The sequence below is a fragment of the Neisseria sp. 27098_8_112 genome, assembly GCF_041433235.1.
Taxonomy (GTDB): domain Bacteria; phylum Pseudomonadota; class Gammaproteobacteria; order Burkholderiales; family Neisseriaceae; genus Neisseria.
Genome location: NZ_JAPWBB010000004.1, coordinates 72772 through 97895 on the forward strand (window position 1 = coordinate 72772; position 25124 = coordinate 97895).

A 25124-nucleotide genomic window follows, 5' to 3' on the forward strand; every position below is an offset into this window, starting at 1 on the left:
GACCTTACAGGCCGTCTGAAAGTTTAAGCGATTAAGTTTTTGATTTGTTGCGGCCAGTTTTCGGGCAAGGCCATACCGTGTTCGCGGACGGGAGCGGCCCAAATCGGCGCGGGGAAGTTGGCGTCGTTTTCAAAGCGGGCAATGACGTGCCAATGCAGGTGGGGCACAACATTGCCGAGGCTGGCCAGATTGATTTTGGCCGGGCGGAAGACTTGGCGCATTGCGGCTTCAACCTGATACACCATTTCCATGATTTCGTTGCGTTCGGCAGGGGAAAGGTCGGTCATCTCGGAAACATGGTCATTCCAAATAACGCGGCAGAATGCCGGTGCGCCGGCTTCGTTGTGGACGGCGATAACGCGCAGATTGGGCGTTTGCAGCAAAATGTCTTCGTTGTCGGCAGTGCAGATGGGGCAGGTCATGGGTTTTTCTTTCTCAGTCTGAATAGGAATCGGATGATTTCAATCAGGATTTTTAGAATGAGGTAAATAGCAGTCAGCGTGATGAATGCGAAAAGCCACGGTTTGGGTATAAACCACCAAAATAAATAGGAAGGCGTGATTAAGTCGTCACATTCTTCGGCACTCTCAATGTGATCGCACAATCCAAAGTTAAAATAATCATTGACATCATGAAAGGGCGAATAGGCGAACATAAGCGCTATGGGCGTCACACAAATCAATGCAATGATGGCAATCCAAAAGAATGGTTTGAGATATTTGAGTACAGTCATGGGTGAAGTGTTATGCAAATTTTGCCGCCCCTTGATTAGCGAGTTCGTCGGCTTTTTCGTTTTCAGGGTGTCCGGCGTGGCCTTTGACCCACGTCCAGCGGACATCGTGCTGTTGAACCAGATTGTCCAGTTCTTTCCATAAATCATCGTTTTTGACCGGTTTTTTGGCGGCGGTTTTCCAGCCGTTTTTTTTCCAGCCGTGTATCCAGCTTTCCATGCCGTTTTTGACGTATTGCGAGTCGGTGCAGATGACGACTTGGCAGTGGCGCTTTAAGGATTTCAGTCCTTCGATGACGGCGGTCAGCTCCATGCGGTTGTTGGTGGTTTCGGCTTCGCCGCCGAACAGTTCTTTTTCGTGTGTGCCGTAGCGCATAAATACACCCCAGCCGCCTGCGCCGGGGTTGCCTTTGCATGCGCCGTCTGTGTAGAGGTAAACGGGTTTATCCATGGGCATGTCTTTGTCGAATAAGGCGGTATCATAACATAAGGCCGTCTGAAATATCGGCAAATACGGTTTGCGCGTGTAAAATACCCTGCACTTTATCACTCGTATAGAAAGCAGGCAGATATGGGATTGTTCAGCGGCCTTTTGGGCAATGCTTCGCAAAAAGACGCCGATGCGGTGGAACGCGATTTGGCGAATATCCTGATTGATGGCGAACAGGTAAGAATGGCATTCAGCCTGGTGCGCGATTTGATTGTGTTTACCGAATATCGGCTGGTGTTGGTGGACAAGCAGGGTTTGACCGGCAAGAAAGTGTCTTACCGTTCGATTCCGTATCGTTCCGTATCGCGCTTTTCGGTGGAAACCTCGGGCCATTTCGATTTGGATGCCGAGCTGAAGATTTGGGTTTCTTCCGGCGAAGCGCCGACTGAAACCTTGCAGTTTAAAAGCGACAAGAGCGTGATTGCCATTCAGAAAGCCTTGGCAGAAGCCGTGTTGAAACCGTCAAAATAGAAAGGAAATATGATGAGCGAACAGCAAGAATTGTTTTGTTACAAACAGATGCCGGTGTGGACGGCGGACGAGATTCCCGAAGCTTTGTTGTCCAAACACAATACCGCTGCCGGTACTTGGGGCTGCCTCAATGTCCTCCAAGGCCGTTTGAACTTCAATGAAGTGGACGAGGCGGGCAATGTTACGGCCACGCACGAGCTGACGCCTGAAAGCGATGATTGGATTATCCATCCGCAAGCATGGCACTTTATCGCGCCGCAAACGCAAGACACGGAAATCCAACTGTCGTTTTATTGCGAGGCGGCGGACTATTTCAATAAGAAATACGGCATGAGTGCGACACATTCGGCCGTCCGTGCCGCCGAAGGCATCGTGCCTGTCGGCAAGGTTTTGGATATGGGCTGCGGTCAGGGTCGCAATGCGCTGTATCTGGGTTTGAAAGGTTTTGACGTTACCGCTGTCGATAATAATCCGAACGCGGTTCAAAACGTGGAAGAGCTGGCGCGTATCGAAGAACTGAATGTCCGCGCGTTTGAATACGACCTCAACGCCGCCAATATTCAGGAAAACTTCGATTATATGGTGGCGACTGTGGTGTTTATGTTCCTGATGCCGCGTTACGTTCCTGACGTGATTGCCAATATGAAGGAACACACCAACCCCGGCGGCTACAACCTGATCGTGTCTGCGATGGATACGGAAGATTTCCCTTGCCCGATGCCGTTCCCGTTTAAGTTCGGAGAGGGCGAGTTGCGCGAATATTATAAGGATTGGGAGTTGGTGGAATACAAGGAAGAGCTGGGCTCGATGCACGCAAAAGACGAATTCGGCAATCCGATTCAGTTTAAATTCGTCACCATGCTGGCGAAGAAACCGGAATAAAGGTTTTGCCGTAAAAAGGCCGTCTGAATTCAGTTTTCAGACGGCCTTTGTCGTCATCAATCTACAATCCTTTTACCCAAAATCACCACATCTGCCAACATGGTTTCCAAATCGCAGACTTGCGGCAGCCGCCCCCATTCTTCAAAACCGAAACGGTGAAACAGGTTTAGGCTCGGATAGTTGTGGCCGAACACAAGCGCGATGACGTTGCGGATGCCTAAGGAAGGCGCGCGTTCGAGCATATGCCGCAACAGGATTTTGCCCACGCCTGCGCCGCGCATATCGTGGCGGACATAAATGCTGACTTCCGCGCTGATGTGGTAGGCGTAGCGCGGATGGTAATCGCTGAAACTGCCCCATGCCAATACGGTGCCGTCGGCATCGTAAAGGGCGTAGATCGGACGTTTGTCCGTGTGCGCGGTAAACCACATTTCGCGTTCGGCAACCGTGGTCGGCGACAAATCGGCCGTGGATTGGCGCGTGGCCACGGTGCTGTTGTAAATATCGATGATGGCGGGCAAGTCTTGGCGCAGGGCAGGGCGGATGGTGTATTGCATTTCAGACGGCCTGTTATTGAATCAGTTTGGAGATAGTCTTAAAGGCCGGATGTTTGGCATCGCCGAGCAGTTGGAACAAAATACTTTCGATATTGGAAATGATAATGCTCTGACGGCTCATTTGCGCCAAACCATTGTCGCGGTTGGCTGTTGTGCGTGAGGCGGTGCATTCAAAAGGCAGGGATACGGCGTAACCTTGCGCCTTCAAATCCAAGGCCGTCTGAAGCATACAGATATGCGTTTCCGCTCCCACTAAAATAATGTGTTTAATGTCGTTTTTGCGTAAGATTTCCTGAATTTCAGGCAAAAACGCCGAAAATTGGGTTTTTTCGACAACAGGCGTGCCTTCGGGCAACAGCAGCGATACGGCGGATGCGGTGTTGCCCAAACCTTTCGGATATTGTTCGGTTACGGCAAAGGGTACGTCCAAAGCTGTCAAGCCTTGAATCAGCAGGCGGCAGCGTTCCAACATTTCGTCCGCGCCGGAAAGGGCGGGCAACAGGCGTTCTTGAATATCGACAATCAGACAAAGCGTATTTTTTGGGTTCATGGCTTTTCCTTTCAGACGGCCTTTACAGCAAAATCGTTGAATCAGAATGCAATCATATAACAAGCCGCTAGAAAAGTATTGCAGCTTGCCCTGTTTTAAAGCCCGAAATTCTTTTAAAATACCGCCTGATTTGAATTGATAGAGACCGACAACATGAATTTATACCAAACCGTCGAACGTGAAGCCCAAGCAGCCTTTGCCGCTGCCGGTTTGTCCGACAGCCCCGTCGTATTGCAGGCGGCGAAAAATCCCGACTTCGGCGATTTCCAAATCAACGGCGTGATGGGTGCGGCGAAAAAAGCCAAACAAAATCCGCGCGAGTTGGCGCAAAAGGTCGCCGAAGCATTGGTGGACAATACCGTGATTGAAAGCGCGGAAGTAGCCGGCCCGGGCTTTATCAACCTGCGCCTGCGTCCTGAATTCCTCGCCCAAAACATTCAGACGGCCTTGAACGACGCGCGTTTCGGCGTAGCGAAAACCGACAAACCGCAAACCGTCGTTATTGACTATTCTTCGCCTAATCTGGCCAAAGAAATGCACGTCGGCCACCTGCGTTCCAGCATCATCGGCGACAGCATTTCACGCGTGTTGGAATTTATGGGCAACACCGTCATCCGCCAAAACCACGTCGGCGACTGGGGTACGCAGTTTGGCATGTTGGTCGCTTATTTGGTCGAGCAGCAAAAAGACAATGCCGCGTTTGAGCTGGCGGATTTGGAGCAATTTTACCGCGCCGCCAAAGTGCGCTTTGACGAAGATCCAGCCTTTGCCGATACCGCGCGCGAATACGTTGTGAAGCTGCAAGGCGGTGATGAAACTGTGTTGGCATTGTGGAAACAGTTTGTTGATATTTCGCTCTCGCACGCCCAAGCCGTTTACGACACGCTGGGCTTGAAGTTGCGCCCCGAAGATGTGGCGGGCGAATCTAAATACAACGACGATTTGCAGCCCGTGGTCGATGATTTGGTCGAAAAAGGTTTGGCAGTCGAAGACGACGGCGCGAAAGTCGTGTTCTTGGACGAGTTTAAAAACAAAGAGGGCGAACCTGCCGCATTTATCGTGCAAAAACAAGGCGGCGGCTTCCTTTATGCTTCCACCGACTTGGCGTGTTTGCGCTACCGTGTCGGCACGCTTCATGCCGACCGTCTGCTGTACGTCGTCGACCACCGACAAGCCCTGCACTTCGAACAACTCTTCACCACTTCCCGCAAAGCAGGCTATCTACCGGAAGATGTAAAAGCCGAGTTTATCGGCTTCGGCACCATGATGGGCAAAGACGGCAAACCGTTCAAAACGCGCAGCGGCGACACCGTAAAACTGGTTGACCTGCTGACCGAAGCAGTCGAGCGCGCCACTGCTTTGGTAAAAGAGAAAAATCCTGAATTGGGCACAGACGAAGCAGGTAAAATCGGCAAAACCGTCGGCATCGGCGCAGTCAAATACGCCGATTTGAGCAAAAACCGCACCAGCGATTATGTGTTCGACTGGGACGCTATGCTTTCGTTTGAAGGCAATACCGCCCCCTACCTGCAATACGCCTACACACGCGTACAAAGCGTGTTCCGCAAAGCCGGCGAATGGGACGCAACCGCGCCAACCGTTTTGACCGAACCTTTGGAAAAGCAACTGGCCGCCGAGCTGCTGAAATTTGAAGACGTACTGCAAAGCGTGACAGATACTGCGTATCCGCACTACCTCGCCGCCTACCTCTATCAAATCGCTACCTTGTTCAGCCGCTTCTACGAAGCCTGCCCAATCCTGAAATCAGAAGGCGCAACCCGCAACAGCCGTCTGCAACTGGCGAAGCTGACCGGCGACACACTGAAACAAGGCTTGGAATTGTTGGGCATTGATGTGTTGGATGTGATGTAAGTTTTTGAATAAAAACGATGAAAGGCCGTTTGAAACTTTGCAGGTTGCAAGGTTTCAGACGGCCTTTTTTATGCTTCGACAGATGTCGTCATACCGTTGTTTGAGTCTAAGCGGTTTTGAATTTGCTCAGATAATACGTTCAGACGGCCTTGTCTTTATTTCAAATTGCTTGCCAACAACCAAGCCTGTGCTTCGGCAGCGTCGCTGAAATATTTGGGATGTTGGTTGGTCAAGAGGCTGGAAAGGCGCGCGCCGAGTTTGATCCAGATGTCGTCGGTAATGACGGCAACGCGGCCGAAGTCGGTTTCGTGTTGGTTGAGGAATTTGATTTGCTCGACCGCCATATCGATGGTGAAGTCTTTCAGCATGGACAAATCCAGCAGGATGTCGGGCAGATGGATTTTTTGTTTTGCGGCCAACAAGGCTTCTTCCAATTGGCGGAAATCGTCCAAAGTGAACTCGTTGTACAGCGCTACATTTAAGCCGTAAGATTGTTCGCGGATGGAAATCATGGTGTTCTCCTTGTTAAATTATTGCTTCATCAGAAATTTTTTGATTGAGGCCGGAGTAAAACTGCTGAACACGCCGCCTGCAACAATGATAACCATGCCGGCGGCTTCCTGCCAAGTGATTTTATCGCCGAAAAGTAGTACGCCGGATAGGGCGGAGAAAACGACGGTTAGGTAGGAAAGCGAGGCAACGGTAAATTTCTTGCCGACCTTATAGGCGCGGGTCATGGCCAGTTGGGCAATCATGGCGGAGATGCCGATGCCGGCCAGATAGGGCAGGGAAGACACGGTCAGCGGATGCCAGCCTGTGATGGTGCTCCAGACTGCGCCCATAATCAGGCCGGTAAGCGACAAATAAAACACCACGCGCCAGCCCGGTTCGCCCAAAAGCGAGAGTTCGCGCACCTGCAAATACGCCCAGCCTGACATGGCGCCGCCTGCCAAACTGACCAGCGCGGCAAATTCCTGTCCGCCTTGAAAAGATGGGTTGAGCAGCAGGATAACGCCGATAAAGCCCATAACCAAAATGGCTTGGGTATAAAGCGTGATTCGTTCTTTTAAAATGAAAAATGAAAAAATGGCAAGCCAGATGGAGGACGTGTAGTTGAGCGTGACGCCTGTTGCCAGCGGCAGATGCATGACGGAATAAAACGTGCACATCATGGCAAGCGTGCCGATGACGCTGCGGTTGAGATGGGTTTTCCAATGCGGCGTGGAAAACGTGTTGCCTTGCGCTTTGGCCATGATGCCTAAGAACAGGGTGGAGACCAGCATGCGCCAAAAGACCAGCTCGCCGCTGGAAAAGCCGAATTGCGTTGAGGCGGCTTTGACGGAGAGGTTCATGACGGTAAAGCCGAGCGCGGCAATAACCATCCATGCCGAGCCGAGCGGATCTTTTCTGACGGTTTCCATTTGATGGGTATGTAAAGCGATTTTATTAATAAGGAAATATTATACAGGTCAATCAGGCCGTCTGAAAAATATCCTTGGGTTTCAGACGGCCTTTTTATTAGAAATAAGAATTATTATTGAATAATGAAGTGGTTTTTTATAGAATGGGGGTTCTGTTTTTAAGAAAGGCTTGTCATGAAAGTTTCCAATATTTCTGCCGTATTGCTGTCCGCTTTGTTTTCCGTTGCCGTTTCTGCCGCGCCTTTGGGAGAGGTTTCTTCTGAAAACGGTAAGATTTTCAGCGGCGAAAATTACATGGTCGTTAAGAAAGACATGAAGAAAGGGGAGCAGATTAAGCCGCACGATCATCCGGGTTTTAAAACGCTGATTTTTGCCGTTGGAAAGGGAAGTTTTGACGTAACGTTGAATCAAACTGAAAAACATACGGTCGGCGCAGGATCGGTGTTGCGTTTTGGCGGCGATGCAGTGATTGAGGCAGTTGCAACCGAAGATGCCGATGTAGCAATTACTTTGATTAAGTAAACCGATAGAGGATAAAAGGCCGTCTGAAAAAAGATGTTTCAGACGGCCTTGTTTATTCAGTCAACCGTTGGCATTAAGCGCAAATCAAATAGATGAAGCCGGAGCCGAAGATATCTGCCAAGGCGTGAATCAGGAAAAACGGCAGCAGGTTTTTGACTTTATATTTGTAGAAGAAGTAGTACATCAAGCCGAAAACAACGCCGATAACGGTCGCCCAAAGCATACCTTGGTAAGTATGGAAGGAGACACGCACCAAGGTCGAATAGGCCAATGCCTGCCATTTGTATTTGTCTTCCACGCAGGTCAAGAGGCCGAGGAAACAGAATTCTTCGTAAAAGCCGTTTAAAAGGCCGTAGAGGATGGCCATCGGCGCAAGGGCGGCGAATTTGTCGAAGATGGATAATGGTTTGATGTATTGGAAAATTTCAGTGGTGAAGTAATTGTAGCCGCCGCTTAACGAAGTCACCGCATCGGCGGTCAGACCCATCAGGATAAAAATCACAGGGGTCCAAAACAATACGCCTAAATTAAAGCGAATCGGCAACTGTTTGAAGTCGAAACGGCGGATAACGAGGTAAATCAGAGCAATAGCAAGCAGCGTCAACTGCAGGCTCATGTTTTCCGAATAAGCCACGCCGGTTACCGCAGTATCGCGCGCCTCTTCGGCAACAGCGGCCGTTTCCACTTGCGGCATCAGGCTGGCGATATAAAGTTGGGTAGAACGGTAGGCAAATTGACCGAATAGGATAACGGTAACAATCAGCATGTCAAACCAGCGCAGATTGCGCAAAGGCTCTTTAGGGCGGATGGCGGCGAGTATGCTCATAATTCTCCTCTTTGCTCTAATAAATAGCGGTGCGCAATAGTTACATAAACATACAAAAATCGTCAACAATTATCACAATAAAACATGAATTAAAAAACAGACCGTTTCAGACGGCCTGAAGTGCTTCTAAAAATGCCATATTTTCCGAAGGGTTTATCTTCAAAAATATGGCATAATCACTTTATTGCAAACCAAGGAATCTTATCGTGAGTATTTCTCTGTCCCAATATCTGCTCTACCTGCAATACATGTTGGCAGGTATCGCCATGACCGTTGTTTTTGCTGCCGTATATCTGCGGATTACACCCGTTGAAGAATTGCGCCTGATTAAAAACGGCAACCTTGCCTGCGCTTTATCGTTTGGCGGCGCGTTGGTCGGTTTCTGTCTGACGCTTGCCTCAAGCATTGCACACAGCGTCAGCTTCATCGATTTTATCCTGTGGGGACTTGCCGCAGCAGTGATTCAGATTTTTGTCTATTTCGCTGCAACAATGATGATTAAAGACGCTACCCCAGAACTTATCGGCAACAATGTCGCCGTCGGCGCGCTGTTTGGTGCAGTGTCCATCTCGATCGGCATTTTGAATGCGGCTTGCTTGACTTGATTTTTATGGTCGGTTGGATAGCAAAAGATGTGCTGATCCTGACTCCTACCTAGAAAAATTATCGGTAGATTTTTTTGACTGATAAGGTCTTATGTATGATGGTATTGGCGTTATAGTGAAATTCTGAAAGCATCAAAAAATTCAGACGGCCTGTTATATACAAGGCCGTCTGAAACATTTTAACTACTTAAGTTCATCAAATTAGAAAGAGTATTGCAATCTTACGCCCGCTTCGTGGGTGTGGTTTTTAGGTTCTATAGATCCCAATTCATATGAGTCATACTCTTCCGTAACGGTAAGGTTCGATTCTTTAACTTTCCAGCCGCGATAGAATGGAGTGAGGCTGATTTTGGAACCGTTCGCGAATTTTTTAGATATAGGCACTTCAACCTCAATACCTTGTCCGCCGCCTTGTTTCATTCGGGTTTCTACCTGGTCGGGTTCGTAAGAATATTGGCGGCCTTTCACGGCACGATTGTAGGCAATGCGGGGAGATATCTCAAAGTTTGCAGGAAGGGCGATATTTACTCCGGTATTGATTTGCGCATATGTGGTTCGGTTTTTGCGGTCATAATCATCAGGATCAATGCGGCTGCTTAAGTCTCTCAGAACGCGGTGTCCCAGGCCAGCTCCGGCAGTAATGCTAAAGCGATCGTTAATTGGGAGTGTATATTCGTATAAGGCACGGATATCGTATGCGCGGCGTAGTGCATTTTTGAGTGTGGCTGAGCCATAACTTGCTGAATCGTCGATATAATCCTCAGTTATATATTGTACGCTTCCCGTGTAATCTGTTTTACCGCGCGAATAACGGCCTTCTAATTTTGCCGCATGGCGATCGTTGAAACGGTATTTTACGCCGGCATTAATAGACCATAAGTTGCCTTTTTGCTGCATTAAGCGACTACCATCTTTTTCGTATTCGCGATAGGTCTCGTTGTAATATTCGCTACCAACGGTAAATTCAACAGGGCGGGCAGCCTGTGTACTTACGGCAGCAGAGAGTGCTAACACTGCAAAACAGAAATGAGCAGAATTTTTCATATAAATTCCTTTTACTTTATGAAAGCCAATGTGATAATTTGAAAATACAGCATGATGAATTTCTAGGATTTGATAAATATTAACAGGTGTAGTGAACGCTTGGTATGGTGTTTAATGATTTTCTACCTGTATTTGTCTTTTTTATGATATAGCGCAGGTAAAAGCAGAAAAATAGTGTAAAACAGAGTCTGCATGAATTTTAATAATATGTTAATGTTTCTGGGTCGGCTAGTGGGTTTAACACGAAAAATAGATAGAGCAACCCACTCTATTCCCATGCATAAAGACATTTTGAATGTTCATATCGTATGACATTCTATTTGTATAAAATAAGCGATATAACCGATTAGGCAAATTGACCTGACTGCCCATAAGTTATCCCTTCTTCTTCAAATAAGGAACTGCGATGTTCAACTTTATCAAGAAACAGTTTATCGACGTCATTCAATGGCCGAATCCCGATGACAGCCTGCTGATGTGGCGTTTTCCGATTGCCGATGAGGAGATCCAAAACGGTGCGAGCCTGACTGTGCGTGAGGCGCAGATGGCGATGTTTGTCGATGAAGGCGTAACCGCCGACGTGTTCGGTCCGGGGCGTTACACGCTCAATACGCAAACGCTGCCAGTGCTGACCAACTTGAAAAACTGGGACAAGCTTTTTGAATCCCCTTTTAAATCGGATGTTTACTTTTTCAATACCAAACAACAGCTCGCACGAAAATGGGGTACGTCCCAACCTGTTACCGTGCGTGATGCCGAGTTTGGCGCGGTGCAACTGCGTTCGTTCGGTATGTATTCTTACCGCATCAGCGATCCGGCAAAATTCTTCAAAGAAGTCAGCGGCGTGGTGGCGCAATACAGCGGCGTAGAGTTGGAAAACCAACTGCGCAATATTGCAGTCACCCAGTTGGCGGCCGCATTTGGCAGCTCCGGTATCCCGTTCTTGGATATGGCGGCGAACCAAGTTTTGCTGTCGCAAAAAATCGGTGAATTGCTTGGCGCGGAATTTGCCAAGCTGGGTTTGGCGCTGGAAAACTTCACTGTTGAAAGCATTACCTTGCCCGCGTCTATTCAGGCTGCGTTGGATAAGAAAATTTCGATGGGCGTTATCGGCGATTTGGGACGCTACACCCAATATCAAACCGCCGAATCTATCCCGCTTGCGGCACAAAATGAAGGCGGACTTGCCGGAATCGGTGCAGGTTTGGGCGTGGGTGCCGGTATCGGTCAGGCGATGGCGGGTGCCATGTCTGGCATGATGCAGCCGAATGCACAACAGGCTCAGCAAAATGCTCAGCCGGCTGCCGAAGATCCGCAGGCGAAATTGGTGAAACTCAAGTCTTTGCTGGATGGCGGTTTGATTTCGCAAGAAGATTTTGATAAGGCTAAGGCTGAAGTGTTGAAACAGTTGATTGGTTAATCAATTGAAGGCCGTCTGAAAAATATCATTCAAAGAAGCGTTGAGCTGCTTCTGTGAAAAGGTTTCAGACGGCCTTTCGAGTCATTTGAGTGAGTTCGTTCGGCGATTTGGTTTGTTTCTAATCTGAAATCATTGATAAAACCAGTTGATATAAACATTAAGGCCGTCTGAAACACTCCAACCCATTCTGAAAAAGCAAATCCATGTCTCAAACTCCTTTCTTCAAAACCGACTGTCCAAGCTGCGGCGCACCTGTTGAAGCGCATTCTGCTTCTGCCGTGACGCTGGTGTGCGGCTATTGCAACAGCATGCTGGTGCGGCAAGATAACGGCGTTGTCGACTCCGGCCGCGATTCCGCATTGCTGGAAGATTTTAGTCCGCTGCAAATCGGAACCAGCGGCACATTTGTCGCGCAACGCTTTACCTTGGTCGGACGGCTTCAGGTGCAATACGACGATAGTGCGTGGAATGAATGGTATGCGCTGTTTGACGACGGCAGGGCCGGGTGGCTTTCTGAGGCGGGCGATTTGTATGTGATGACCATGCCGGTCGAAATCGATAATCCGCCGAAATTTGAAGACACGCGAGCCGGGTTTAGCGAGCTGATTTTTCAAGATAAACGCTATATTGCCTCCGATGTCCGCAACATCAGCTTGAAACATGCGGCCGCGCAGGGTGAGTTGCCGTTTGTTTTGAAAGAGGATACAGAAAATCGGGTTTCCGACTGGCGTTGCGAAAACCTTTTCATCACGCTTGATTACAGCAGCGAAACACCTGAAGCCTTCTTCGGACGGATGGTAAACCTGGATGGTTTGAAGCTGGAAAACACGCGCCACGAAGATGAAATTAGAGAAAGCGCAGGCCGTCTGAAAGGCAGTATTTCCTCAGAAAACTGTCCCAACTGCGGCTCGTCCGTCCACTGGGTCAACGGCCTCACCGCCCATCTCAACTGCCCAAGCTGCGGCAGCGAATTGGCAATCGGCAAAGACAAAGCCGAACTCATTACCGCCAACGCCATGCGCACGGCGCAGCAAAGCCTGTTTACCCTGCCCGTCGGCAGACAAGGCCGTCTGAAAAACCGCGAATTTTACGTTATGGGCGCGGTCAGATACGCCGAAACAGACGCGCAGGAAACATTTGAAAACCTGTTCAGCGGCCTCAACCGCACGCTCACGCCCGAAGGTCAATGGTCGGAGTATCTGCTTTACAACCCGACGCAGGGGTTTCTGTGGCTGGTCGAATCCGATGACGGCTGGAACCTTTCCCAAACCCAAAACACATGGCCGCGCCTCGACCGCAACCGCCAACCGCAAGGCTGCGGCAAACTTTACGACTACGGCGGCAGGGTTGAAGTCGCTGCCGGTGCGTTCTACTGGCGTATCCGAAGCGGCGATTTGAACTATTACAGCGACTACCGCGACGGACAAAACCGCAAACTTTGTGCCGAATTGAACAATCACGAAATGGCATGGAGTAGAAGTACACCAATTGCTTATCGGGAAATTGCGGACGCGTTTAATCTGACCAGCCAAGTTCCGCATTACACTGCAAACATGGCGGCAGACGGTATTGATAAATCATTAAGAATCATAATGACTGCCATCTTGGTTATCGTCAATCTCCCTGCGTTTCTGACCGGCGACAGTTCTGCTGCGCTTACCGTCATCTTTATAGGATGCTGGTTGTTGTGGACCATGGGCAAAAAAGACGAAGACGAGGATTAACATGTCGAGAATCACTTACATCATTTTCAGCACCATCATCATCGTCATCTCCATGATCATCAGCTACGGCTCTTCCGACTCCGACGGCTCGCGTATGCACTCCGGCGGCTATTACGGCGGCAGTGGTTATTCCGGAGGCCATAAATGACCCATGCGCCCGGTAATCATGGCCTATTGGACTTATATGGCTGCAATGAAGCCATTTTAAAAGATGAAGGCCGTCTGAAAACCGCTTTGGTAGCTGCTGCACAGGCTGCAGAAGCCACCATATTGACTGAACATTTCCATACCTTCGGTGGGGCAGGCGGCGTAACCGGCGTTTTACTGCTCGCCGAGTCCCATATCAGCATCCACACTTGGCCTGAACACCGCTTCGCCGCTATAGACGCATTTATCTGCGGCGGTATGAAATTGGAAAAAGTGAAGGAAATCTTGTGCAGGGAGTTGGCGGCGGAAAGGGCTGTTTGGACGGTTGTGCAACGTGGCGAAGGTATACTGGACGATATACAACCATCGGTTGAACAATAAAATCTGTCAGGCCGTCTGAAAAAAATGGCTGATAGCAAATTAGATAACAAATTTTGTATAGAAAGGTTTTAAAACAAAATGCTTAAAATAAAAGATTGGAAGAGAAACAGAAGTTTGCCATTGGTTATTTACTTGCTTGCAGGTTTGTTTTCGCTTGTGGTGGAAAGTGCCGAAGCAAAAAAATTAACACATGATCGTACCGAGTATTGCCGTAATCAAGTTTATGTCAGTAATAACCAAGGCGCATCCCTGCAAGCTCAACCGGACGATAAAGCATCTTCAATCGCTCAATCGCACCATATGCAATACCTTTGTGTTATCGGTAATGACAGCAAAAATACCGAAGAAGGATACTCTTGGATAAAAGTAAAAAAAGTACCTTTGGCAATCAAAGAAAACCAAATCAGTTGTCATGATATGGGCCTGCCTGACAACTGCACCAAACCTACCGATTTCCCGACTGAATGGAAAATCAAACCGCCCAAAGGCAAAAAATGTCGTCTTTCCACTTATGTTGATAATGAAGGTCAGTTGCTTATTGTCGCAAAAGGCGTTTGCCCGACCGGATGGGTAAAAGAGAGAGATGTACAATTTTTTGCCGATTAGTAAACTTGGCTTTAGTTAAAGAAAAAAACAAAGTTCATCATATGGCAGAACAATCAAGAAAAAAGATTTAACTTATTCTTTATTAAAAGACAGGCCGTCTGAAAGCATATTCGATCCGTTTTCAGACGGCCTTAAACCTTGTGCTGCTTCCGGCAGCTTCTATCATGGTTATTCGGCGGGGCATAAATAACGTAAGATCTGCTTAACCTCGTTGTACCGTTTTACTTTTATTTTTTCAGACGACCTTTTTATAAAACATGCTAACCCGCCGTCAATTTCTCAGCTATACCGCCGCGCTTGGTGCCGCCTCTGCTTTCTCTTGGCAGACTTACAAATACCTCAACCGCAAACCGCCGGTTTCTATTAACCGTGTAGGTTTGCCGTTGGGGCATTTGTTGCGCGATCGAAAATTGTTGCAAGCGCCGGCTTATCGTTATGAATGCAATACGTTGATACTTGGCGGCGGTGCGGCTGGTTTGGGGGCGTTGTGGTATTTGGCGAAGCATAATCACCGCGATGTATTGTTGGCAGAAGGGTTTGAACGCAATGGTAACAATGCTGCCTATACGTCTTCAGACGGCCTGAAAGCGCCGAGTGGTGCGCATTATTTGGCTTTGCCGTCGAAAGAAAGCGTGTATGTGCGCGAGATGTTGGCGGATTTCGGTATTTTGCAGCCGGACGGTAGCTTTAGGGAAACCGATTTAGTCTATGCGCCCGAATCACGCCTTTTGTATCAGGATAAATGGGTGGAACATTTATTGCCGAAAGAAGATGCGGATTCCAAACGGTTTTTTGATTTGATAGGCCGTCTGAAACAGGCTTACGGCGATGACGGTAAGAAAATTTTTGCCATTCCGATCGCGCTGTCATCGGCAGATGAGACATGGCGCAAACTCGATAATCTGACGTTCAAACAATGGCTTGAGCAAGAGGGCTACACCTCGCCCGAGCTTTTATGGTATCTCGATTATTGTTGCCGCGACGATTACGGGCAAGGCATAGGGCAAGTGTCTGCCTTTGCCGGATTGCATTATTTTGCCGCCCGCAACAATGCAGAAACCGTCCTCACTTGGCCCGAGGGTTTGGAGCATCTTTCTGAAAACCTGCGCCGTCATGCCGGTTTGCAGGAAGGCTGGCAATGGCCGTCTGAAAACCGTATCCGTTTGGAGAAGCCTGCTTCAATTAATGCTTCCGCCGTCAAAATCAAACCGCTTTCAGACGGCCGGATTGAAGTGTGGCTGCGTGATAATGCAAAAGGGGAAACCGTTGCCGTCACTGCGCAACACGTTATCTCCGCCATGCCGCTGATGGTTGCCGCACGCATTATTGAACATCCAGAACAATTTGGTCTGGACATCCCAGAATACGCGCCATGGCTGGTTTCTAATTTTGAGTTGCACAGTTTCCCGAAAGAAAAAAACAACAGCGAACTTGCGTGGGATAATGTGGTTTACGGCAGTCAAGGGCTGGGCTATGTTGTTGCGACCAATCAGTTTATCCGGGTTGCCCGTCCTGAACGCACGATTTTTACCGCCTATGCTGCGCTTAACCACGATACGCCACAAGCCGTCCGCCGCCAGCTGCTTGAAGCAAGCGATGAAGAGCTGCTCCAGCTTGCCGCCCAAGATCTGCTTGCCGCTTACGGCGAAGGCTTTTGGCGGCACGTTTCCCATGTTGACATTACCGTTCGCGGGCATGGTATGAGCGTGCCGAAACCCGGCTATTTAAGCGATGAGGCTTTATTAAAAATCAGAAACCGAAATGGCGGATTGTTGTTTGCACACAGTGACTTAAGCAACTATTCGGTATTTGAAGAGGCTTTGTATTGGGGGGTGGAAGCGGCACGGAAAGTGTTGGCTTAATTGATATAAAAAGGCCGTCTGAAATCATATTCAGACGGCCTTTTCTCTTTTAACTTAATAACCTGATTAGGCTTTGGGTTTCAAAGCGGCAGCTTCGCGAGCCAGACGGGTGATGGTATCCCAGTCTTTGTTTTTGATGGCTTCTTTTGGAGTCAGCCATGAGCCGCCGACGCACAAGACATTAGGCAGCGCCAAGTACTCGGGGGCAGTTGCCAGGCTGATGCCGCCGGTCGGGCAGAAGCGTACGTCGGCATAAGGGCCGTAGAGTGCCTTGAGCATGGCTTTGCCGCCAACGACTTCGGCGGGGAAGAGTTTGAGTGTGTCGATGCCGTGTTCCAAAGCCAGTTGGACTTCGCCCGGAGTGGCAACGCCGGGAATCAGGGGAATGTCGCTGTTGTGGCTGGCTTTGGCGAGGGATTCGTGCAAACCCGGGCTGATGGCGAAAACCGCACCTGCGTCTTCGACGGCTTTGAGCTGTTCGGGATTGGTTACCGTACCTGCGCCGACGATGGCGTTGGGCACTTCTTTGGCAATCAGGCGGATGGCATCGAGGCCGACAGGGGTGCGCAGGGTGATTTCGAGGGTGGGAATGCCGCCTTCGACAAGGGCATGGGACAAATCGACGGCAGTGCTCAAGTCGTCAATCGCCATTACCGGTACAACTGCGCCGGCGGTCAGGATTTCGCGTGGGGTCAGTTTGGACATTTTAGGTCTCCGTTGGGGACTGTATCGTAATAGGTTCGTTAACATGGTTTCAGACGGCCTGTTTGTTTTAAAAGGCCGTCTGAAAAGGGTTTAGGCAAATTCGCCGCCGAAGCTCATGGCACCGGTTTCTGCGCTGCTGGTCATGCTGCGGAAGTTAGCGAAGAGTTCGCGGCCGCAACCTTGTTGGTTCGCGCTCAAGTCGATGCGTTCAACTTCGCGGGCATTCCATTCGGCTTCGTCAATCAGGACGTTGAGTTCGCCGGTAACGGAGTCGAAGCGGATCAGGTCGCCGGTACGGATTTTGGCGATGTTGCCGCCCATCAAGGCTTCGGGCGTCATGTGGATGGAGGCCGGAACTTTGCCGGACGCACCGGACATACGGCCGTCGGTCAGCAGTGCTACTTTGAAACCGCGGTCTTGCAGGATGCCCAAAGGCGGGGTCAGTTTGTGTAATTCGGGCATACCGTTGGCACGTGGGCCTTGGTAGCGGACAACGCAGACAAAATCGCGTTCCAACTCGCCGCGTTCAAACGCAGCCAACACTTCGCGTTGGTCGTTGAATACGATGGCGGGCGCTTCAATGATGCGGCAACCTTCGCGCACGGCGGACACTTTAATCACGCCGCGACCGATGTTGCCTTTCATCAGCCGCAGACCACCGTCTGGGGAGAACGGATTGTCGGCTTTGCGCAGGATGTCATCGTTGCCGCTGGTTTCAGGGGCTTCGCGCCATTCGAGTTTGCCGTCGATGAGGAAAGGCTCTTTGGTGTAGTGGCGCATACCGTGTCCGACGACGGTATCGACATCGTCGTGCAATAAGCCTGCGTCCAGCAATTCGCGGATAACGAAAGGCAGGCCGCCTGCTGCGGTAAAGTGGTTCACGTCGGCTTTGCCGTTTGGATACACACGGATCAGCAATGGGATGATGGAGGAAATTTCGTCGAAGTCGTCCCAGTTCAAAATCACACCTGCGGCACGCGCCATAGCAACGAGGTGCATGGTGTGGTTGGTCGAGCCGCCGGTTGCCATCAGGCCGATCAGGGCGTTAATGAAGGATTTCTCGGTCAACATTTCGCCCAATGGTTTGATGGTGCCGTTTTTGATGCCGCGTGCAAGATGTCCGGCTGCGTAGCGGGTCAGGGCTTCGCGCAGGTCGGTGTATGGGTGGACGAAGGCGGCGGCAGGCAGGTGCACGCCCATCATTTCCATCATCATTTGGTTGGAGTTGGCGGTACCGTAGAAGGTACAAGTACCCGGGCTGTGGTAAGAGCCCATTTCGCTTTCAAGCAAGGCATCACGGCCGACTTTGCCTTCGGCGAAAAGCTGGCGGGTACGGGCTTTTTCTTTATTGCCGATACCGCTGGACATCGGGCCTGCCGGAACGAAGATGCCCGGAATATGACCGAAAGACAAAGCGCCGATCATCAGGCCGGGAACGATTTTGTCGCATACGCCCATAAACAGGCCGCCGTCAAACATTTGATGCGACAGACCGATGGCGGTACTCATGGCAATCACGTCGCGGGAGAACAGCGACAATTCCATACCGGCATAACCTTGCGTGATGCCGTCGCACATGGCGGGCGTGCCGCCAGCGACTTGGGCGGTTGCGCCGTTTTTCTGTGCTTCGTCTTTGATTTGGTCAGGGAAGTCTTTAAACGGCTGGTGTGCGGAAACCATGTCGTTGTAGGCAGTGATGATGCCTAAGTTGGGGACGGTTTCTTGAAGCATTTCGATTTTGATGCTCTTAGGCATGGCGGCATAGCCGTGTGCCAAGTTGCTGCAGCCGAGCTGGTTGCGCTCTAAGCGTCCCATCTGTTTGGCGCTGCGGATTTTCGCCAGATACTTTTCACGCGTCGGGCGGCTGCGCTCGATGATGCGCTCGGTAATTTCGGCGAGTTTCGGGTGAATAGGAGTGGGGTTCATGTGCGGTCTCCTGGCTAAACGATATGATAGGGATTTTGTTTGCGCGTTTCTGATTTTTGTATTGGGTGTTTTTTTCAGACGGCCTTGAGCTGTGGGAATGAATAATATGGGCCGTCTGAATATTTGAAGATTTTCTCTTCGAAGCGTTCGCATATTATAGTACAAAATCTGTAATTTTGTTACAAAATAATTTGCTAAGTGGAAGAAATTTGATTTAAATCGAGGTATGGTCAATTCGTAAAACGATGGGCTGCAAAAGTCATCAAACTTTTATGTTAAATCAAACAATTTGTAAAAATGAGAATGGACAAAATCTGTAGCCATGTGTAGTATTACTACTCATTAGCCCGCTTGTTTGAAATTTTGGTGCAGGCGATTGGTTTTTTACTGCTTATTGCTTAAAGGCTTTTGATTTTAATCGATTTTTATAGATGACGACAGTCCAAAAGTTTTGAAGCAAGCTTCCTCAACGAGAGATGAAACGATGAGTACACAGACAAATTTTGATTTGGTGTTGTTTGGCGCGACCGGCGATTTGGCAATGCGTAAACTTTTGCCTTGCCTGTATCAGGCGCATGTAGCCGGTTTGCTTCATCCCGAAGGTCGTATTTTGGGCGTAAGCCGCAGCGAATTGGATACCGCAGGCTTTTTGGCTAAAGTAGAAACGAATTCTAAAATCCATGTCAAACAAAACTTCTCAGATGAAGCGTGGGAATCGTTCATCCAACGTCTCGAGTATTTAAAAGTCGATGTGACAAAGAAAGACGACTTCATTGCTTTGGGCGACTTGGTAAAAGCGCGCAAGAATACTGAGAATGTCGTGATCTACCTCTCAACTGCACCGAAATTTTTTGCGCAAGCCTGTGAAAACCTTGCCGAAATCGGTTTGAATGCCGATAACGTGCGCGTGGTTTTGGAAAAACCGTTGGGTACGGACTTGGCCTCTTCCCAACAAATCAATACAGATGTGGCCCGTTATTTCAAAGAAGAGCAAATCTACCGTATCGACCATTATTTAGGTAAAGAAAGCCTGCAAAACCTGCTGGCCTTGCGTTTTGCCAATGTGATGTTCGAGCCTTTGTGGAACAACAAATATATTGAAAGTGTACAGCTGACCATCGCCGAGCAGTTGGGCGTGGAAGAACGCGGCGAGTTTTACGACATTACCGGCGCGTTGCGCGATATGGTGCAAAACCACTTGATGCAAATGCTTTGTATGACTGCCATGGAAGCACCGGCGAGCTTGGATGCCGATGCCGTACGCGACGAGAAAGTGAAAGTCATCAAATCGCTGAAACCGCTGACCATCGAATCCGTCAACGAAAATGTTATTCGCGGCCAATATGTTGCAGCAAACGGCATGAACGGCTATCTGGAAGAAGTCGATGTACCGAAAGACAGTTTCACTGAAACCTATGTCGCCATCAAGGCCGAAATCGAAAACGAGCGTTGGAAAGGCGTACCTTTCTACCTGCGTACCGGCAAACGCATGGCAGGAAAAGTGGCGGAAATCGTGTTGAACTTCCGTCCGCTGCAAAACCATATTTTTGACAACAGCCAACCTGCGCCGAATCGTTTGGTTATTGAACTACAACCGACCGAATCCGTCCGCCTTTACACTCAAGTAAAAACCCCGGGTGCAGGCAACAAAGTCGAAGTGACACCGATTGGCGTGGACTTGGGCACAGCCGTAGAGGGTCGCCGCGCTGAGGCTTATGAGCGTCTGCTGCTGGACGTGATTAACGGCAAACTCGCTTTGTTCAACCGTCGTGACGAACTCGAAGCCGCTTGGGAATATGTGATGCCGATTTTGGAAAACTGGGCGAACAATACAACGCCTCCACATGCTTACGAAGCCCATTCTTGGGGTCCTGAAGCTGCGCGCGCGCTGTTGGCCCGTGACGGCAACAAGTGGCACGAAGAGCAATAATATTTCTTTCAGACGGCCTTGTTTTCCAACAAAAGGCCGTCTGAAACCATGAAAGGACGAAACATGTTTGTTTGGCACGAACAAGAAAACGCTGCAACTGCCGCGCAAGCTCTCGCCGATGCTGTTGCCGCCGCATTGCAATCCGCGCTGAATGAGAAAGGCCATGCGGTTTTGGCTGTTTCCGGCGGTCGTTCGCCGATTGCGTTTTTCGAGGCTTTGTCGCAAAAAGATTTAAATTGGCAAAATGTCGGCATTACTTTGGTGGACGAGCGTATTGTCCCGACCACGCATGCCGACAGCAATACAGGCTTGGTACGTGAATATCTGCTCAAAAATAACGCGGCCGTTGCCACATGGATTCCTGTTGTTGAAGACGGAAAGTCTGAAACTGAATTACAACCTGAAGTTGTCGTTGCTTATGCATTGAAACATTACAAGCAACCTGACGTGCTGGTGTTGGGCATGGGAGGAGACGGGCATACAGCGTCGTTATTCCCTCAAGCGCCTCAATTACAGGCCGCAATCAATGAAGCTGATGACCCGACATTGATTCATACTACGCCGGTTACCGCGCCGCATGAGCGTGTGAGCATGACTTTGGGTGCGATTGCCAAAACGCCGAATGTATTTTTGGCCATTCAAGGCGCAGAGAAAAAAGCGGTATTCGACAAAGCTGCTGCAAGGGCCGATACCGAATATCCGACCAGTCTGATTCTCAATCACCAAGGAATTAACTGCCATGTCTACTATGCACACTGAAGCTTATCCTCGTTTGGTTGCCGATATCGGCGGTACGAATGCCCGTTTTGCACTTGAAACTGCACCACAGATCATTGAAAAGGCTGAAGTCTTACCTTGCCAGGATTACGACACCATTGTCGATGCCACTAAAACTTATTTGGAACGCGCAGGCAGTCCGAAAGTCTTGCACGCCGCCTTTGCGATTGCCAATCCGATTTTGGGCGACTGGGTACAGATGACCAACCACCACTGGGCATTCTCCATCGAAACCACTCGCCAGGCTTTGGGTTTTGAAACGTTGATTCTGTTGAACGACTTTACCGCCCAGGCTTTGGCGGTAACAAAAACCGATAAGAAAGACTTGATACAAATCGGCGGTCAAAAACCCATCGAATTTGCGCCTAAAGCCGTTATCGGTCCGGGTACCGGTTTGGGTGTCAGCGGTTTGGTGCACAGCGCTGCCGGCTGGGTGGCGTTGGCAGGCGAGGGTGGCCATACCAGCTTCCCGCCGTTTGACGATATGGAAGTATTGATTTGGCAATACGCTAAAAACAAATACGGCCATGTTTCTGCCGAGCGTTTCTTGAGCGGCGCAGGTTTGAGCCTGATTTACGAAGCATTGGCCAAACGCGACAACATCAAACAATGCCGTCTGAAGCCTTCTGAAATCACCGATAAGACATTGAGCGGAACATCGCCGATTTGCCGTCAGACTTTGGATATTTTCTGCGCCATGCTGGGTACGGTTGCTTCCAATTTGGCTTTGTCATTGGGTGCGCGCGGCGGCGTGTATTTGTGCGGCGGCATTATCCCGCGCGTGTTGGATTACTTTAAAACGTCTCCATTCCGCAGCCGCTTTGAAAACAAAGGCCGCTTTGAGGCTTATCTTGCCGCTATTCCCGTGTATGTCGTATTGAGCGAGTTTCCGGGCATCGTCGGCGCGGCGGTCGCATTAGACAATCATTTAAATAACGTTTAAACACACAAACGGCGGTGCAGGGCAGGGTACGAAAATGTACCTTGTCCTGAACGTCAAAGAATCAAAGGGTAGAGTATATGTTAAGCAAAATCAGCGAATCATTGTCCAATCTCTCCGGCGCAGAACGCAAAGTTGCCGAATCTGCGCTGGCCGAGCCGAAATGGTTCGTTCATGCCGCTGTGGCGGAAATCGCCGAGCGTGCGTCCGTCAGTCAGCCGACTGTAATCCGTTTCTGCCGCAGCTTGGGTTACAAAGGCTTGCCTGAGTTCAAACTCGCTTTGTCTGCCAGCATCGGCCACGAAGGCATGCCTTACGTTCATGAAGAATTAAACGCCGATGACAACATGGGCAGCGTGGTCGAAAAAGTATTGGGCAATGCCGCAGCCTCCCTCTTGGGCGAGCGCCGTTTCCTGAAAGAATCCGAACTGGAAAACGCGATTGCCATTCTGATGCACGCGCGACGCGTTGAGTTTTATGGTGTCGGCAACTCCGGCATCGTTGCCCAAGATGCGCAACACAAATTCTTCCGCTTCGGTATGTCCACCGTTGCCTATGTCGATACACATACCCAGCTGATGGCGGCTTCCGTATTGACCGAGCAGGATGTGTTGGTGGCGATTTCCAATACCGGCTCATCTATCGAATTGTTGGACGCGGCCAGTATCGCCAAAGAAAACGGTGCAGCCGTTATCGCGCTGACCCGCAATGATTCGCCGTTGGCCCAAATGGCCGACTGTGTATTGAGCATTGCTACTCAGGAAAATGCCGAGCTTTATACGCCTATGGTGTCCCGTCTTCTGCAGCTGGCCGTTATCGACATTCTTGCCATCGGCTTGGCCTTACGCTTGGGCGATACTGCCAGCACGCAACTGCAAAAAAGTAAAAAAAGCATACATAATAAGCACATCGAATACGATAAAGATTGATTCTTCACTGATATCTTCAGACGGCCCCAACCCACATCAAGGCCGTCTGAAACCTCAAAAAACGGAAACCACCCCGTTCCCGTTTCAGACGACCTCACGGCCGTTTTCTCAACAAAACTGTCCACTATCCAGGAGAGCATCCGATGAAACACCTTCACGATTTACCAGCTTGGTCAAAATTATGGATACATTTTGACGAAACCAAAGAACAACACATGCGCGAAATGTTCGAGCAAGATCCCGAACGTGCCGAGCGCTACTGGCTGCAGGTTGGCGGCCTGACTTTGGATTATTCTAAAAACCGTATCAACGACGAAACCATGTCGCTTTTGTTCGAGTTGGCGCGTGAAGCAGGCGTGCCGGAGCGGATGCAGCAAATGTTCCGTGGCGAAAAAATCAATACGACAGAAAACCGTGCCGTACTCCACGTTGCCCTGCGCAACCGCACCAATGCCCCCATCGTCGTGGATGGCGAGGATGTCATGCCTAAGGTCAACCATGTCCTGCAACGCATGGGCGAGTTCGCACACGAAGTCCGCAGCGGCAGCTGGTTGGGCTATACCAATCAAGTGATTACCGACGTCGTCAACATCGGTATCGGCGGCTCCGACCTCGGCCCTCTGATGATGTGTACCGCGCTCAAGCCTTTCGGTCATCCGCGTTTGAACATGCACTTCGTCTCCAACGTGGACGGCTCCCAACTGCGCGACGTATTGTCCAAAGTCCACCCCGAGACCACCCTCTTCATCATCGCCTCCAAAACCTTCACCACCCAAGAAACTCTCACCAACGCCCTGACCGCACGTAAATGGTTCTTGGATCATGCAGGCGATGAAAGCGCCGTGGCCAAACACTTCGTTGCCGTATCGACCAACCAAAAAGCCGTTGCCGAATTCGGTATCGATACCGCCAATATGTTTGAATTTTGGGACTGGGTCGGCGGACGATACAGCCTGTGGTCAGCCATCGGCCTGCCGATTATGCTGTATCTCGGCGAAGAAAACTTCATCGAAATGCTCAACGGCGCGCACTTGATGGACCAACACTTCATCAACACGCCGCTGGAGCGCAACATGCCCGTCATCCTCGCCCTTATCGGCATCTGGTACATCAACTACTACGGCGGTGGCAGCCACGTCATCGCCCCTTACGACCAACATCTCCACCGCCTGCCTAAATTCATTCAGCAGCTCGATATGGAGAGCAACGGCAAACAAGTGACCCTTGACGGTAAAGCCGTCGGTTACGAAACTTCGCCGATTATTTGGGGCGAAACCGGTATCAACGGCCAGCACGCTTTCTTCCAACTGCTGCACCAAGGTACGCACATCACGCCGATTGACCTGATTGCCTCCCTTGAAAAACGCAGCAACCTGCGCGGCCACCACGAAATCCTGTTGGCCAACGTTTTTGCCCAAGCCGAAGCCTTTATGCGCGGCAAAACGCCTGACGAAGTACGCACCGAGCTTCAAGCACAAGGCATGGATGAAGTGCGTATCGAAGAGCTGGTTCCGCACAAAACCTTCTCCGGCAACCGTCCGACCAACCTCATCCTCATGGACAAAATCAACCCGCGCAATATGGGTAGCCTGATTGCCATGTACGAACACAAAACCTTCGTCCAAGGCATTATTTGGGGCATCAACAGCTTTGACCAATGGGGCGTAGAACTCGGCAAACAACTGGCTAAAACCATTCTTGCCGAATTGACCGGCGAGACCGAAGTGCAAAAACACGACAGCTCCACTACACGCCTGATTAATCTTTATTTGAATGCTAACAAATAAAGTATTTATTTAAATCCAAG

General features: G+C 49.9%; 27 protein-coding genes. 16 read left to right on the forward strand and 11 right to left on the reverse strand.

What is annotated here, in order from left to right:
* Positions 1-23: 23 nt before the first annotated feature.
* From O3682_RS03925 to rnhA, 3 genes are read right to left on the reverse strand one after another with little or no spacing between them, the layout of a single operon-like run.
* Positions 24-422 (reverse strand): HIT family protein, encoded by a 399-nt coding sequence (locus O3682_RS03925; RefSeq protein ID WP_003686086.1) that lies wholly within the window; start codon positions 420-422, stop codon positions 24-26.
* Entirely contained in the window at positions 419-733 is a 315-nt protein-coding gene (locus O3682_RS03930) for a hypothetical protein (protein ID WP_070765124.1), read from the reverse strand. Before O3682_RS03930 ends, O3682_RS03925 begins: the two co-directional genes overlap by 4 nt.
* 10 nt (positions 734-743) lie before the next feature.
* The gene (rnhA, locus tag O3682_RS03935; RefSeq protein WP_371508554.1) at positions 744-1181 is read right to left on the reverse strand and encodes a ribonuclease HI; all 438 of its coding nucleotides are present in this window, start codon (positions 1179-1181) and stop codon (positions 744-746) included.
* Between the two features lie 120 nt (positions 1182-1301).
* Between rnhA and O3682_RS03940 the strand changes: the two genes are divergently transcribed.
* Both O3682_RS03940 and tehB read left to right on the forward strand, forming a co-directional pair.
* Complete coding sequence (locus tag O3682_RS03940) at positions 1302-1691, forward strand: PH domain-containing protein (protein ID WP_371508555.1); 390 nt, start codon at positions 1302-1304, stop codon at positions 1689-1691.
* Positions 1692-1703: 12 nt separating this feature from the next.
* The gene (tehB, locus tag O3682_RS03945) at positions 1704-2573 is read left to right on the forward strand and encodes an SAM-dependent methyltransferase TehB (protein ID WP_371508557.1); all 870 of its coding nucleotides are present in this window, start codon (positions 1704-1706) and stop codon (positions 2571-2573) included.
* Between the two features lie 56 nt (positions 2574-2629).
* Here tehB and O3682_RS03950 read toward each other — a convergent pair whose 3' ends face one another.
* Both O3682_RS03950 and O3682_RS03955 read right to left on the reverse strand, forming a co-directional pair.
* Positions 2630-3130, reverse strand: coding sequence for a GNAT family N-acetyltransferase (locus O3682_RS03950; protein WP_371508559.1), 501 nt, complete (start codon positions 3128-3130; stop codon positions 2630-2632).
* Between the two features lie 13 nt (positions 3131-3143).
* Positions 3144-3680 (reverse strand): isochorismatase family protein, encoded by a 537-nt coding sequence (locus O3682_RS03955; protein ID WP_371508561.1) that lies wholly within the window; start codon positions 3678-3680, stop codon positions 3144-3146.
* A gap of 153 nt (positions 3681-3833) precedes the next feature.
* Here O3682_RS03955 and argS point away from each other — a divergent pair, with 153 nt between their 5' ends.
* Positions 3834-5552 carry an arginine--tRNA ligase gene (gene argS, locus O3682_RS03960; protein ID WP_371508563.1) on the forward strand — a complete coding sequence of 573 codons (1719 nt, stop codon included), beginning with the start codon at positions 3834-3836 and terminating at the stop codon, positions 5550-5552.
* Positions 5553-5707: 155 nt separating this feature from the next.
* On the opposite strand, the gene O3682_RS03965 is transcribed toward argS, so the two are convergent.
* Entirely contained in the window at positions 5708-6064 is a 357-nt protein-coding gene (locus O3682_RS03965) for a SpoIIAA family protein (RefSeq protein ID WP_063067994.1), read from the reverse strand.
* An 18-nt stretch (positions 6065-6082) separates the two neighbouring features.
* Positions 6083-6973, reverse strand: coding sequence for a DMT family transporter (locus O3682_RS03970; RefSeq protein WP_371508564.1), 891 nt, complete (start codon positions 6971-6973; stop codon positions 6083-6085).
* Positions 6974-7147: 174 nt separating this feature from the next.
* On the opposite strand from O3682_RS03970, the gene O3682_RS03975 reads away from it, so the two are divergent.
* The gene (locus O3682_RS03975) at positions 7148-7495 is read left to right on the forward strand and encodes a cupin domain-containing protein (RefSeq protein WP_003686176.1); all 348 of its coding nucleotides are present in this window, start codon (positions 7148-7150) and stop codon (positions 7493-7495) included.
* Positions 7496-7568: 73 nt separating this feature from the next.
* On the opposite strand, the gene O3682_RS03980 is transcribed toward O3682_RS03975, so the two are convergent.
* Positions 7569-8321 carry a CPBP family glutamic-type intramembrane protease gene (locus O3682_RS03980; protein WP_371508565.1) on the reverse strand — a complete coding sequence of 251 codons (753 nt, stop codon included), beginning with the start codon at positions 8319-8321 and terminating at the stop codon, positions 7569-7571.
* Positions 8322-8527: 206 nt separating this feature from the next.
* Here O3682_RS03980 and O3682_RS03985 point away from each other — a divergent pair, with 206 nt between their 5' ends.
* A complete protein-coding gene (locus tag O3682_RS03985) occupies positions 8528-8926 on the forward strand; it encodes a DUF350 domain-containing protein (protein WP_315038493.1) in 399 nt (132 codons plus the stop codon).
* 201 nt (positions 8927-9127) lie between these two features.
* On the opposite strand, the gene O3682_RS03990 is transcribed toward O3682_RS03985, so the two are convergent.
* Positions 9128-9970, reverse strand: coding sequence for an outer membrane beta-barrel protein (locus O3682_RS03990; RefSeq protein ID WP_371508566.1), 843 nt, complete (start codon positions 9968-9970; stop codon positions 9128-9130).
* A gap of 406 nt (positions 9971-10376) precedes the next feature.
* On the opposite strand from O3682_RS03990, the gene O3682_RS03995 reads away from it, so the two are divergent.
* The 6 genes from O3682_RS03995 to O3682_RS04020 all read left to right on the forward strand — a co-directional run bounded on the left by O3682_RS03995 (position 10377) and on the right by O3682_RS04020 (position 16110).
* Positions 10377-11390 (forward strand): SPFH domain-containing protein, encoded by a 1014-nt coding sequence (locus O3682_RS03995; protein WP_371508567.1) that lies wholly within the window; start codon positions 10377-10379, stop codon positions 11388-11390.
* Positions 11391-11593: 203 nt separating this feature from the next.
* A complete protein-coding gene (locus tag O3682_RS04000; RefSeq protein WP_371508568.1) occupies positions 11594-13114 on the forward strand; it encodes a DUF4178 domain-containing protein in 1521 nt (506 codons plus the stop codon).
* A gap of 1 nt (position 13115) precedes the next feature.
* The gene (locus O3682_RS04005; protein ID WP_162837292.1) at positions 13116-13262 is read left to right on the forward strand and encodes a hypothetical protein; all 147 of its coding nucleotides are present in this window, start codon (positions 13116-13118) and stop codon (positions 13260-13262) included.
* Complete coding sequence (gene speD, locus O3682_RS04010; protein WP_371508569.1) at positions 13259-13642, forward strand: adenosylmethionine decarboxylase; 384 nt, start codon at positions 13259-13261, stop codon at positions 13640-13642. Before O3682_RS04005 ends, speD begins: the two co-directional genes overlap by 4 nt.
* 78 nt (positions 13643-13720) lie before the next feature.
* A complete protein-coding gene (locus tag O3682_RS04015; protein ID WP_371508570.1) occupies positions 13721-14248 on the forward strand; it encodes a hypothetical protein in 528 nt (175 codons plus the stop codon).
* Between the two features lie 257 nt (positions 14249-14505).
* Entirely contained in the window at positions 14506-16110 is a 1605-nt protein-coding gene (locus O3682_RS04020; RefSeq protein ID WP_371508571.1) for an NAD(P)-binding protein, read from the forward strand.
* A 66-nt stretch (positions 16111-16176) separates the two neighbouring features.
* On the opposite strand, the gene O3682_RS04025 is transcribed toward O3682_RS04020, so the two are convergent.
* Positions 16177-16815 carry a bifunctional 4-hydroxy-2-oxoglutarate aldolase/2-dehydro-3-deoxy-phosphogluconate aldolase gene (locus tag O3682_RS04025; RefSeq protein WP_371508573.1) on the reverse strand — a complete coding sequence of 213 codons (639 nt, stop codon included), beginning with the start codon at positions 16813-16815 and terminating at the stop codon, positions 16177-16179.
* A gap of 90 nt (positions 16816-16905) precedes the next feature.
* Positions 16906-18741 carry a phosphogluconate dehydratase gene (edd, locus tag O3682_RS04030; protein ID WP_371508575.1) on the reverse strand — a complete coding sequence of 612 codons (1836 nt, stop codon included), beginning with the start codon at positions 18739-18741 and terminating at the stop codon, positions 16906-16908.
* A gap of 484 nt (positions 18742-19225) precedes the next feature.
* Between edd and zwf the strand changes: the two genes are divergently transcribed.
* The 5 genes from zwf to pgi all read left to right on the forward strand — a co-directional run bounded on the left by zwf (position 19226) and on the right by pgi (position 25104).
* Positions 19226-20671 carry a glucose-6-phosphate dehydrogenase gene (gene zwf, locus O3682_RS04035; protein ID WP_371508577.1) on the forward strand — a complete coding sequence of 482 codons (1446 nt, stop codon included), beginning with the start codon at positions 19226-19228 and terminating at the stop codon, positions 20669-20671.
* A 63-nt stretch (positions 20672-20734) separates the two neighbouring features.
* Positions 20735-21430 carry a 6-phosphogluconolactonase gene (gene pgl / locus O3682_RS04040; protein ID WP_371508578.1) on the forward strand — a complete coding sequence of 232 codons (696 nt, stop codon included), beginning with the start codon at positions 20735-20737 and terminating at the stop codon, positions 21428-21430.
* Positions 21411-22391, forward strand: a complete 981-nt coding sequence (locus tag O3682_RS04045; RefSeq protein WP_371508580.1) for a glucokinase — start codon at positions 21411-21413, stop codon at positions 22389-22391. The genes pgl and O3682_RS04045 overlap by 20 nt, the downstream gene beginning before the upstream one ends.
* 77 nt (positions 22392-22468) lie before the next feature.
* A complete protein-coding gene (gene hexR, locus O3682_RS04050) occupies positions 22469-23317 on the forward strand; it encodes a DNA-binding transcriptional regulator HexR (protein ID WP_004519348.1) in 849 nt (282 codons plus the stop codon).
* 143 nt (positions 23318-23460) lie between these two features.
* Positions 23461-25104: a glucose-6-phosphate isomerase gene (pgi, locus tag O3682_RS04055; RefSeq protein WP_371508581.1), complete on the forward strand. Its 1644-nt coding sequence runs from the start codon at positions 23461-23463 to the stop codon at positions 25102-25104.
* Positions 25105-25124 lie beyond the last annotated feature (20 nt).